The 11211-nt window shown below is 68.2% G+C and carries 10 protein-coding genes; 7 read left to right on the forward strand and 3 right to left on the reverse strand.

What is annotated here, in order from left to right; translation table 11 throughout:
• From VFL64_RS13915 to VFL64_RS13925, 3 genes are all read right to left on the reverse strand, one after another.
• Positions 1 to 1237 (reverse strand): DEAD/DEAH box helicase (locus tag VFL64_RS13915; RefSeq protein WP_489540977.1); only part of this gene is annotated, 1237 nt, incomplete at its 3' end.
• A gap of 220 nt (positions 1238 to 1457) precedes the next feature.
• Positions 1458 to 2087, reverse strand: coding sequence for a response regulator (locus tag VFL64_RS13920; protein ID WP_489540978.1), 630 nt, complete (start codon positions 2085 to 2087; stop codon positions 1458 to 1460).
• 29 nt (positions 2088 to 2116) lie between these two features.
• Positions 2117 to 3355, reverse strand: coding sequence for a sensor histidine kinase (locus VFL64_RS13925; protein ID WP_489540979.1), 1239 nt, complete (start codon positions 3353 to 3355; stop codon positions 2117 to 2119).
• Positions 3356 to 3644: 289 nt separating this feature from the next.
• On the opposite strand from VFL64_RS13925, the gene VFL64_RS13930 reads away from it, so the two are divergent.
• The 7 genes from VFL64_RS13930 to VFL64_RS13960 all read left to right on the forward strand — a co-directional run bounded on the left by VFL64_RS13930 (position 3645) and on the right by VFL64_RS13960 (position 11166).
• Positions 3645 to 4106, forward strand: a complete 462-nt coding sequence (locus tag VFL64_RS13930; protein ID WP_489540980.1) for a hypothetical protein — start codon at positions 3645 to 3647, stop codon at positions 4104 to 4106.
• 56 nt (positions 4107 to 4162) lie between these two features.
• Positions 4163 to 4525, forward strand: coding sequence for a response regulator (locus VFL64_RS13935; protein WP_489540981.1), 363 nt, complete (start codon positions 4163 to 4165; stop codon positions 4523 to 4525).
• Positions 4526 to 4575: 50 nt separating this feature from the next.
• Positions 4576 to 6696 carry a chemotaxis protein CheA gene (locus VFL64_RS13940; RefSeq protein ID WP_489540982.1) on the forward strand — a complete coding sequence of 707 codons (2121 nt, stop codon included), beginning with the start codon at positions 4576 to 4578 and terminating at the stop codon, positions 6694 to 6696.
• Positions 6697 to 6728: 32 nt separating this feature from the next.
• A complete protein-coding gene (locus tag VFL64_RS13945) occupies positions 6729 to 8495 on the forward strand; it encodes a methyl-accepting chemotaxis protein (protein WP_489540983.1) in 1767 nt (588 codons plus the stop codon).
• 21 nt (positions 8496 to 8516) lie between these two features.
• Positions 8517 to 9023, forward strand: a complete 507-nt coding sequence (locus VFL64_RS13950) for a chemotaxis protein CheW (RefSeq protein WP_489540984.1) — start codon at positions 8517 to 8519, stop codon at positions 9021 to 9023.
• A 90-nt stretch (positions 9024 to 9113) separates the two neighbouring features.
• Complete coding sequence (locus VFL64_RS13955) at positions 9114 to 9581, forward strand: cache domain-containing protein (protein ID WP_489540985.1); 468 nt, start codon at positions 9114 to 9116, stop codon at positions 9579 to 9581.
• Positions 9582 to 9645: 64 nt separating this feature from the next.
• The gene (locus VFL64_RS13960; protein WP_489540986.1) at positions 9646 to 11166 is read left to right on the forward strand and encodes a methyl-accepting chemotaxis protein; all 1521 of its coding nucleotides are present in this window, start codon (positions 9646 to 9648) and stop codon (positions 11164 to 11166) included.
• Positions 11167 to 11211: the final 45 nt, after the last annotated feature.

Genomic DNA, 11211 nt, shown 5'->3' on the forward strand with positions numbered 1-11211 from the left:
CCTTGGTGCGCGCCGACTGACTCTTGTTGCCGTGGATCGCCGCGGACGGGATGCCGTCGCCGGTCAGCTTCTCAGCCAACCGGTTCGCGCCGTGCTTGGTGCGGGTAAACACCAGTACCTGTTTCCAGTCGTTGTGCTTGATCAGGCGCTCGATGCTCTTCAGGTACGGGAACTCCTCGCTGTCCACCAGAGAGATCGCCGCGCCGTTGCTGCCCGCGCGGCCGGTGCGGCCGATGCGGTGCACGTAGTCTTCCGGCACGTTGGGCAGCTCAAAGTTCACCACGTGCGGCAACTGGTCGATGTCGATGCCGCGGGCCGCGATGTCGGTGGCTACCAGCACCTGCAGGTCGCCGCTCTTGAAGTCAGCCAGCGCCTTGGTCCGCGCGCTCTGGCTCTTGTTGCCGTGGATCGCCATGGCCGTGATGTCCTGCTTGTTCAGGAACTCGGTCAGGCGGTTGGCGCCGTGCTTCATGCGCGTGAACACCAGCACCTGGTGCCAGTTGCCGTCGTAGATCAGGTGCGCCAGCAGTTCCTTCTTCAGGTCGCGAGCGACCGGGTGCACCTTCTGCGCGATGGTGTCGGCGGTGGCGTTGCGGCGCGCCACCTCGATGTGCGCCGGGTTGTTGAGCAGGCGCTGCGCCAGGGCCTTGATCTCGTCGCTGAAGGTGGCCGAGAAGAGCAGGCTCTGCTTCTTGGCCGGCAGCATGGCCAGCACCTTCTTGATGTCGTGGATGAAGCCCATGTCCAGCATGCGGTCGGCCTCGTCGAGCACGAAGATTTGCACATGCGACAGGTCCAGCGTGCCTTGCTGGTGGTGGTCCAGCAGGCGGCCGGGCGTGGCGACGAGGATGTCCACGCCGCGCTTGAGCTTGTCCACCTGCGGTTGCATGCCCACGCCGCCGAACATGGCCATGCTTTGCAGCTTCAGGTGTTTGCCATAGGTGCGCACGCTTTCTTCAACTTGCGCCGCCAGCTCCCGTGTGGGCGTCAGGATCAACGCCCGGATCGCGATGCGGCCGCGCGCGTCGCGCTGCGGGGCTGCACTGCTGAGCCGGTGCAACATGGGGAGCGTGAAGCCCGCGGTCTTGCCGGTGCCGGTTTGTGCCCCGGCCATCAGGTCGCCGCCGGCCAGCACGGCCGGAATGGCTTGCGCCTGGATGGGGGTGGGGGTCTCGTAACCCTGTTCGTGCACGGCACGCAGGATCGGCTCGGCCAGGCCGAGGTCTGTGAATTTCATGGAATGGGAGGCCCGCTGCAATGCGGGTCGGTCGCGCCTGTTGCCGTCGCTGGGAGGCACCAGTCAGAGACGCCGAGGTGGGAGGTGTCGAAGACGACTGCGCCAGCGTGACTGGAAGTGCTGGTGCGCCTGCATTGTAGTTGGCGGCTGCGCCGGGCCTGTGGCCGGAGTGGGCACTGTTTCCGGGTCTTGATCCGCCGATAGTGCCGGCGGCAGGGGTTCAGACCAGCCCGTTGCGGATGGCGTACACCGTGAGCTCGGAGTTGTTGGCCAGGGCGAGCTTCTCCAGCACGCGGGCCCGGTACACGCTCACGGTCTTGGGGCTGAGCGTCAGTTCCTCGGCGATGTCGGACAGGCGCTTGCCGGAGGCGATCAGCACCAGGGTCTGCATCTCGCGGTCGGAGAGCTTGTCGTGCGCGGCCTCGGCGGTGGGGGTGGTGAGGTTCTCCACCAGCATCTGCGCCATCTCGGGCGTCACGTACTTGCGGCCCTGGGCCACCATGCGCACGGCCGCCACGATCTGGCTCGGGTCGCCGCCCTTGTTGACGTAGCCAAAGGCCCCGGCCCGCAATGCCCGCATGGCGTACTGGTCCTCGGGGTACATGGAGACCACCAGCACGCGCACCGGCGAGCCCTCTTCCTTGAGGGCGTGCAGCACGTCCAGGCCGCTGCGGCCGGGCATGTTGATGTCCAGCACCAGCACGTCGCACTCGGTGTTGCGCATCAGGGTGCGCAACTCGCCGTACTCGCCGGCTTCGCCGACGATCTGCAGGTCAGGCTGCTCGGCCAGGGTGTCACGGATGCCCCGCCGGATGAGCGCATGGTCGTCGCAGAGGATGACTCGGGTCATGCCGGATCTTACTTATTCTTCGATACCAGTTACAGCTCGCCCCAGACCGAAGGGTCGTGTTCCCGGGCGTCCGCGCGGGCTTCCTCGTGCTGAGTGGCGACTGCGCGCTGCTGCTCGCGGGTCAGCGGCACGGAGAGGATCAGCGAGGTGCCCGCGGCCGAACTGCTCAGGTCCACCCAGCCGCCCACGGTGCCGGCGCGCTCGTGCAGGCCGCGGATGCCAAACGAGCGGGCCTTGGCCAGGTCGGTCTGCGACAGGCCGCGGCCGTTGTCGCTGACCTCCAATGACAAGACCCCCGCGGCCACGGTGAGATCCACCTGCACGCGGGTGGCCTGGGCGTGCTTGGAGACATTGGTCAGGGCCTCCTGCGCGGTGCGGTAGGCCACCAGCGGCACGCCGGCGGGCAGCTGCAGTTGGTCGTGGCTGGTGCGGAACTGGGTGGGGATGTTGTTGCGCCGCTCGAAGCGCTGTGCCATCCACTGCAACGCAGCCACCAGTCCTTGCTCCAGGATGGCCGGGCGCAGGTTGTGCATGATGCGCTGGCTGGCCTCGATGGCGTGGTTCACGCTTTCCAGCGCCTGCTGGGCGCGTTCGGCGGTTTCCTTGTGCTCGGCGTGGCGCGCAATCCATGCCAGGTCGAACTTCACGGCCGTGAGCGAGCCCCCCACGTCGTCGTGGATCTCGCGCGCAATGGCGGCGCGCTCCATCTCCACGCTGGTCTGCAGGTGTTGCGCCAGCTCGGACAGTCGGGTGCGCGAGCGCGCCAGCTCTTCATCGGCCAGTTGTTTGGCGCGCCGGCTTTCGCTGGCCTCGATGGCGTGCATCAGCGCTGGCACCAGGCGCGTGAGGTTGTTCTTGAGCAGGTAGTCCTCGGCGCCCTGGCGCATGGCCTGCACCGCGGTGTCTTCGCCGATCTCGCCGGAGACCAGGATGAAGGGCAGCGAGGGTTTGTGCCGGCGCAGCAGCTCCAGCGCCTCCATGCCCGTGAACTCAGGCAGGTTGTAGTCGGACAGCACCACGTCCCAGCGTTCGCGCAGCGCGGCGATGAACGCGGCGCGTTCCTCCACCCGCAGCACCGTGGCGTTCACCCCGGCATGGCGCAGGTGGGCCACCAGCACGTGGTGGTCCACCTCGGAGTCTTCCAGGTGCAGCACCCGCAGCCGGCGTGGGCCCTTGGGGGCCGCGGCCGGGGCCGTCTCCGGCGCGCCTGGCACGGTCAGGCTGCCCAGGCGGCTGAGGGGGCGGGTGATGGAAGTGGATGACGCCATGGGAGATGAATGCTCAAGGGTCCCGGCCAACCGCGGCAGTGTGACGTATTTCGGCGCTTGTCCGGGCCATCCGGCTTCAGTTCCGGCCACGCTAGCCGAAAAGTTGTCCACAGCGTCACGCGAAGCAGGGAACAGCCGGGTCTTTTCCCGTGTGATTCGCGCAACGCCGCGGGACCGCGGCTTCGAAAATTCCTCTCATCCGAACCGGCGGGTGCGCGCAAGCGGGCCCGGCGGAAGGCTGTGACCGATGGACAAGGCCGACCTCATACAAGGACACCTCGGAGATCCAATGCAGACCGATCACGACACCTCGCAAGAGCCAGCGCCCGGCATGCCGCTATTGATTGCTGCGCACTTGCAGGATCACCTCATGTCGGCCTCCAACGATCTGGAGCGCCTGCAGCGCCTGCTGGCAGACGCCTGCGAGGTGCTGATGGCGCGCTTCCACGATGCGGCCACCAACGTGCGCGGCCTGCTGGCGGCGCAGGGCGACCCGCCCGCAGTCGAGCCCGAGGTGCTGAAGCGGGTGATGGACGACCTCGGCGTGGCGGTGACCGCGCTGCAGTTCCAGGACATGGCCAGCCAATTGATCCACCACACCCACCTGCGCCTGCGCAGCGTGGCCGACCAGTTGGCCCGCGAGGCCTTCGGCGACGACCCCGAGGGTGCTGCCATCGTCACGGAGGCACCGCTGCGTCCGAATCCTGTCACCCAGGACGAGATGGACGCCGGTTCCGTCGAGCTTTTTTAACCCACGGCCTGCGCCGAACACACGCCTACTACCCACTTCACCTCTCGGAGAGAGCAATGCATTCAATCCTCGCTGTGGACGACTCCGCCTCGATGCGCCAGATGGTGGCCTTCACGCTCAAGAGCGCAGGCTACAACGTCGTGGAAGCCGTGGACGGCCAGGACGCCTGGGAAAAAGCCAACGGCAAGACTTTCGACCTGGTACTGACCGACCAGAACATGCCCCGCATGGACGGCATCGGCCTGACCAGGAAGCTGCGCGAAACGCCCAGTTTCAAGAACACGCCCATCCTGGTGCTGACCACCGAGTCCAGCGACCAGATGAAGCAGGCTGGCCGCGCCGCGGGCGCCACCGGCTGGCTGGTCAAACCGTTCGACCCGAGCAAGCTGGTCGAGGTGATCCGCAAGGTGATCCGCTGAAGTCCAGGCACGCCGCACTGATACCCCCGCATTGCAAGAAAGAGACGAGCATGGCCGACACGAGCACACAGGGCGCAGGGATCGATCTGTCGCAGTTCTACCAGGTCTTCTTCGAGGAAGCCGGCGAGAACCTGGCGAACATGGAGCAGATGCTCCTGAGCATCGACATCGAAGCCGCCGAAGACGAGGACTTGAACGCGATCTTCCGTTGCGCGCATTCCGTCAAGGGCGGCGCCGCCACCTTCGGGTTCTCCGACGTGGCCGAGCTGACGCACCAGATGGAAACGCTGCTCGACAAGCTGCGCCGCCGCGAACTTGCCCCCAGCGCCGCCATGGTGGACGTGCTGCTGGCCGCGGGCGATGCGTTGCGCGCCCAGCTGGCCCGCCACCAGGGCGCCGGCGGCGATGCGATCGACACCGCCGAGCTGCTGTTCAACATTCGCGCGCTGGCCGAAGGCGGCGCGCCTGCCGCCGCTGCCGCGGCGGTCGCTGCCGTGCGGGCCGCTGCCGCACCGGTGGCCGCGCCGGCCCCCGCGGTCGCCGTGGCGCCGGGCCAGCGCCTGCTGGAACTCCAGATCGGTCCCCTGTCGGACCTGAAGCTGGCCGACAGCGTGGTCGAACTGTTCAAGGAAATCACCGGCCTGGGCAGCATCGAGCCGCTGGACGGTGGCCAGGCGGCCGACGGCATGCGCCGCTTCAAGATCGTCACGGCCAGTTCGGACAACGAACTGCTGGACCTGATGAGTTTTCATGTCGCGCGCGAACATGCCAAGCTGTCGCCGCTGGGGCCGGGCTATGGCTTCCACGCCGGTGCGCCCGGGGTGCCTGCGCCGGAGCCCGCCGTCCGCGAAGACGAGCCCGTGGCCGACCTGGGTTACGGCTTCTTCGATGGCGCGCCCGGCGCTCCGGGGTCCGTGGCACCGGCCGCGCCGGCGCCCGTGGCGGCACCGGCCGCGCCGGCGCCCCGTGCCGCCAAGGCAGAGAGCAAGGCCGCCGCGGCCCAGTTGGAATCGTCCACCCTGCGCGTCTCGGTGGAGAAGGTGGACCAGCTCATCAACCTGGTGGGCGAACTGGTCATCACGCAGGCCATGCTGGCGCAGACCAGCCGCACGCTCGACGCAGCGGCCAACCAGCAGCTGATCACCGGCCTGGCCGACCTGGAGCGCAACACGCGCGACCTGCAGGAAGCGGTGATGGGCGTGCGCATGATCCCCATGTCCATCGTGTTCAACCGCTACCCGCGCATGCTGCGCGACCTGGCGGCCCGGCTCGACAAGAAGGTCGAGCTGGTCATGCAGGGCGAGGCCACCGAGCTGGACAAGGGCCTGGTCGAGAAGATCACCGACCCCTTGACCCACCTGGTGCGCAACTCCTGCGACCACGGCATCGAGACCCCGGCCGAGCGCGTGGCGCGCGGCAAGCCCGAGACCGGCACCATCACGCTGGCGGCCTCGCACCAGGGCGGCTCCATCGTCATCGAGGTGCGCGACGACGGCCGCGGCCTGTCGCGCACCAAGCTGCTGAAGAAGGCCCGCGAGCGCGGCATCGAGGCGCCCGATTCAATGACCGATGCGGAGGTATGGAGCCTCATCTTCGCTCCCGGCTTCTCCACCGCCGAGGCCGTGACCGACGTGTCGGGCCGCGGCGTGGGCATGGACGTGGTGAAGAAGAACATCACCGCCATGAACGGCACGGTGGAGATCGATTCCGCCGACGGCTACGGCATGAGCGTGAAGGTGCGCCTGCCGCTGACCTTGGCCATCATGGACGGCATGAGCATCGGCGTGGGCGATGAGTGCTACATCCTGCCGCTGGCCTCGGTGGTGGAGAGCTTCCAGGTCAGCGACACCACGATCAAGAGCATCGGCGGCGGCGGCCGGGTGGTGCAGGTGCGCGACGAGTACATGCCGGTGATCGAACTCGAAAAGGTGTTCGATGTGCCGCGCTTCGACTTCGAGCACGTCAGTTCCATCATGGTGGTGGTCGAGGCCGAGGGCGGCCGCGTCGCCCTGCTGGTGGACGAACTGCTCGGCCAGCAGCAGGTGGTGGTCAAGAACCTCGAAGCCAACTATCGCAAGGTGCAGGACGTGTCGGGCGCCACCATCATGGGCGACGGCCGCGTGGCGCTGATCCTCGACGTCATCTCACTGGTGCGCCGTTCGCGCCAGTGATCGGATCCTTTCTCTCGGAACCAAGGTCTTCCATGAAGTCATTCAACAGCCTTCCGATCCGCGTGCGCCTTTACGCCGCTTCCGGCGTGATGGGTGCCGCGCTGCTCGGCCTGGCCGCCATTTCCTGGGTCGCACTGGGTGGCGTGCAAGATCAGGTCAATGTGCTCGCCACCAACCGGGCGACGCAGTTGAACCTGGTGTCCGACGCGCAGCGCGACCTGACCCGCCTGTCCATGCAACTGCGCCATGCCCTGCTGGTGAAGACGCCCGAAGAACAGGCCGCGGCCCTCAAGGACGTGGCCGAGACACGCCGGCGCGTCGACGCCGGCCTCAGTGCGTTTGAGGCCGGTGCATTCACGCCCGCCGGCAAGGCCGCGGCTCAGGCAGCGCGCGACAAGGACAAGGCGTTCTGGCCGGTCGGCGAGCAGACCGTGGCGCTGATCCGGGCCGGCAAGAACGACGATGCGTTCCAGATGCTGTCTGGCCGCCTCGTCCCGGTGCAGGCCGAACTGCTGGCCCTGCTGGAGGACGAGGTCAGGCGCCAGAACGTCGCGCTGGAGCAGGAGGCCACGGCCGCTGGCGTCGTGGCGGCCAGCTCGCGCCAGCAACTGGCCGGCGCCGCGGTGCTCATCGCGCTGGGCCTGGCCCTGCTGTCCTGGCACGTGGGCGGGGCGCTGCGGCAGCGCATTGACCTGGCCAAGCAGGTGGCCCGCCGCGTGGGTGAAGGCGACCTGGGCACAGCCATCGTGGATGACTCCAGCGACGAATTCAGCAGCCTGCTGGATGCCTTGCGCGACATGCAGGGCCGCTTGGCCGGCGTGGTGCAGCAGGTGCGCACCGGCGTGGATGGCATGGCCACCGCCAGCTCGCAGATCGCCCAGGGCAACAACGACCTGAGCTCCCGCACCGAGCAGCAGGCCAGCTCGCTGCAGCAGACCGCGGCGTCCATGCAGCAGATGACGGGCACGGTCAAGGCCAACGCCGACAGCGCCTCCCAGGCCAACCAGCTGGCCACCTCGGCCTCCGGCGTGGCCGCCAAGGGCGGGGAGGTGGTGACCCAGGTGGTGGCCACCATGAACGAGATCCAGGCCAGCTCGCGCAAGATCGCCGACATCATCGGCGTGATCGACGGCATCGCCTTCCAGACCAACATCCTGGCGCTGAATGCCGCGGTGGAGGCGGCCCGTGCCGGCGAACAGGGCCGGGGCTTCGCGGTGGTGGCCTCCGAAGTGCGCTCGCTGGCACAGCGCTCGGCTGAAGCGGCGCGCGAAATCAAGTCGCTGATCGGCACCTCGGTCGACAAGGTGGATGCCGGCAGCGTGCTGGTGGCCCAGGCCGGCCAGACCATGGGCGAGATCGTGGTGCAGGTCAAGAAGGTGGCCGATCTCATCGGTGAGATCACCGCCGCCAGCGGCGAGCAGACCGGCGGCATTGCCCAGGTCAACACCGCCGTGATGCAGCTGGACCAGATGACGCAGCAGAACGCCGCGCTGGTGGAACAGTCGGCCGCCGCGGCCGAAAGCCTCAAGACCCAGGCTGGCGTGCTCGCGCAGGCCGTGTCGGTGTTCCGCGTGAGCGGCGAACAGACCCGTGACGTGATCCAGGCCGCCCAGGCCAGCGCGGCGCGCAGCCTGCCGAAGAAGGCACCGGCGGCACCCGCGCCGCGGGCGGCCGCGGTCAAGAGGGACAGCGCGCCGCAGCGGCCGGCTGTCCGCTCTGCTGCAGCCCCGGCGCCGGCAGCCGCGGCGGCCACCCCCCCCGTGGCGCCGCCGGCCGATGGCGACTGGACCAGTTTCTGACCGGATGCCCAGGAGACCCCCATGCACATGCACGAAGCTGCACACATCGCCCGCCAGGACGGCGCGGGCACGCCCGAGTCGGCCCGGCTCGGCGAGTTCCTCACGTTCCGCCTGGGTGCCGAGGAATACGGCATCGACATCCTGCGCGTCCAGGAGATCCGCTCCTACGAGCCGCCCACCCGCATCGCCAACGTGGCCCCCTTCGTCAAGGGCGTGGTCAACCTGCGCGGCGTGATCGTGCCGATCGTGGACTTGCGCATGAAGTTCGGCTGCCCCAGCCATGAGTACAACAGCCTCACGGTGGTGGTGGTGCTCAACATCCGCGGGCGCGTCGTCGGCGTGGTGGTTGACTCGGTGTCTGACGTGCTGGAGCTGACACGCCAGCACGTCAAGCCCGCGCCCGAAATGAGCGGCTCGGTGGACACGCGCCACATCACCGGCATTGCCAACGTGGGCGAGCGCATGCTGATCCTCATGGACATCGAAACCCTCATGGCCAGCCCTGAAATGGGCTTGTGCGACCAGTAGTCCGGCAACCCCGCCGATCCCCGTGCCTGCCAGGACGGGGCCCCGCGAGGGGCCCGCCGGGCGGAGCCAATCACCCGAAGGAGACCTGACATGCATTGCAAGCGTTTTGGTGCCGCCGCTGCGGCCCTCCTCATGAGCCTGGGTTCCAGCGCCTTTGCCGGCGACAACGCCTCCAAGGATGACGCGGTGAAGATGGTCAAGGAGGGCATCAAATTCATCAAGGCGCACGGCAATGAGAAGGGCTATGCCGAGATCAGCCAGAAGGGCGGCAAGTTCACCGACCGCGACCTGTACCTGGTGGTCTACGGCCTGGATGGCACGGTGCATGCGCATGGCGCCAACGAAAAGATGATCGGCAAGAACCTCATCGAGCTCAAGGACGTGGACGGCAAGGCTTTCGTCAAGGAGCGGGTTGACCTGGCTCGGTCCAAGGGAGTGTTCTGGCAGGACTACAAGTTCACCAACCCCGTGACCAAGAAGGTCGAGCCCAAGAGCATGTACTGCGAGAAGCTCGACGAAGTGGCGGTGTGCGGCGGCGTCTACAAGGCGGCCGACTGACCCCCGTTGCCGCTCGCAGCGCGCGTGCGGCAGCGCCTCCTAATTCAGTTTCCAGGACGGCACCATGAGACTTCGCGCGAAATTGATGTTGGCACCGGTGTTGACGGCGGTGGCGCTGGTGCTGGCCTTGCTGGGCTCGGCCTGGGTGCTGGAGTCGTTCCAGGCCCGCAGCCTGAAGAGCCAGTCTGCCATGATGCAGGCGAATGAGCGTGCCGCCAGCGTGCAGGGCCGGCTCAGCGAACTGCACATGGAGCTCTACCGCAAGCTCGTCATCATCGGCTCGCTGGACGACAAGGCGGTGAAGGCGTTCCGCGCCCAGCATGCGCAGGCGCTGGGCGCGCTGTCCGACGACGTGCGCAAGGACGGCGCGGCCGCCGACGACCCGCTGGCGGCGCAGATCGCCCGCTACCGCAAGGCCGGAGACGATGCCATCGACGTGGCCAGCGTGGACCCCAACATGGGCGCCGCGGCCATGCAGACCGCAGACACGGTGTACAAGAAGATCAACCAGGCGCTGGCCGGCCGCGTGGAAGCGGCGCAGAACCAGGCGTCGGCAGACCAGGCCCAGATGCGGGCCGCAGGCCAGCGCAATGCCGTCGGCATCGGCGTGGCCGGGCTGCTGGTCGGGGTTCTGGCGATCGGCTTTGCCGGCTGGACGCAGCGCCGCATCGTGGCCGACATGCGGGCCGGCGTGCAGGCCGCCAGCGCCGTGGCCGAAGGCCGGCTGGACGTGCGTCCGCACAGCGATTCCCCCGACGAGGTGGGCGACCTGCTGCGCGCGCTCGGAGCCATGGTGGAGCGCCTGCACGGCTCGATCCACAGCGTGCGCCAGGCCACCGAGTCCATCGGCCTGGCTTCCGGCGAAATCGCCATGGGCAACCAGGACTTGTCGCAGCGCACCGAAAAGGCTGCCGGCAGCCTGCAGCAGACCGCCTCCAGCATGGACCAGCTCACCGGCACCGTGCGCCAGAGCGCTGACGCGGCCGCGCAGGCCAACCAGCTGGCCTCGTCCGCCTCGCAGGTGGCGCAGCGCGGCGGCACCGTGGTGGCGCAGGTGGTGGCGACCATGGACGAGATCAACTCCGCGTCCAAGAAGATCGCCGACATCATCGGCGTGATCGACAGCATCGCCTTCCAAACCAACATCCTGGCCCTCAACGCGGCCGTGGAGGCGGCGCGGGCGGGCGAACAAGGCCGCGGCTTCGCGGTGGTGGCGGCCGAGGTGCGCAGCCTGGCCGGGCGCAGCGCCGAAGCCGCCCGCGAGATCAAGACCCTGATCGGCGCCAGCGTCGACAAGGTCGAGACCGGCTCCAAGCTGGTCACCGACGCCGGCGCGACGATGAACGAGATCGTCGCCTCGGTGCAGCGCGTCAGCGACATCATCGGCGAGATCACCGCGGCCGCTTCCGAGCAGAGCGAAGGCATCGGCCAGGTCAATGGCGCCGTCACCCAGCTCGACCAGATGACGCAGCAGAACGCCGCGCTCGTCGAACAGTCCGCCGCCGCCGCCGAAAGCCTCAAGGACCAGGCGCACCGGCTGGCCAGCGCGGTGCAGGTCTTCCGCCTCGAGGGCGCGCACGTCTGAGCGAACGCCGCGCGGGCGGCATCGACACCCCACGGCCGGCCCGCC

It is taken from the genome of Rhizobacter sp. (genome assembly GCF_035702065.1).
In the GTDB taxonomy this organism is placed as follows: domain Bacteria; phylum Pseudomonadota; class Gammaproteobacteria; order Burkholderiales; family Burkholderiaceae_C; genus Rhizobacter.

Excerpts from the sequence above, each read along its gene's own strand:
- VFL64_RS13940 (WP_489540982.1), top strand. The coding sequence starts at position 4,576 with ATGGCCGACACGAGCACACAGGGCGCAGGGATCGATCTGTCGCAGTTC.
- VFL64_RS13945 (WP_489540983.1), top strand. The coding sequence starts at position 6,729 with ATGAAGTCATTCAACAGCCTTCCGATCCGCGTGCGCCTTTACGCCGCT.
- VFL64_RS13920 (WP_489540978.1), bottom strand. The coding sequence starts at position 2,087 with ATGACCCGAGTCATCCTCTGCGACGACCATGCGCTCATCCGGCGGGGC.
- VFL64_RS13955 (WP_489540985.1), top strand. The coding sequence starts at position 9,114 with ATGCATTGCAAGCGTTTTGGTGCCGCCGCTGCGGCCCTCCTCATGAGC.
- VFL64_RS13950 (WP_489540984.1), top strand. The coding sequence starts at position 8,517 with ATGCACATGCACGAAGCTGCACACATCGCCCGCCAGGACGGCGCGGGC.
- VFL64_RS13935 (WP_489540981.1), top strand. The coding sequence starts at position 4,163 with ATGCATTCAATCCTCGCTGTGGACGACTCCGCCTCGATGCGCCAGATG.
- VFL64_RS13930 (WP_489540980.1), top strand. The coding sequence starts at position 3,645 with ATGCAGACCGATCACGACACCTCGCAAGAGCCAGCGCCCGGCATGCCG.
- VFL64_RS13925 (WP_489540979.1), bottom strand. The coding sequence starts at position 3,355 with ATGGCGTCATCCACTTCCATCACCCGCCCCCTCAGCCGCCTGGGCAGC.
- VFL64_RS13960 (WP_489540986.1), top strand. The coding sequence starts at position 9,646 with ATGAGACTTCGCGCGAAATTGATGTTGGCACCGGTGTTGACGGCGGTG.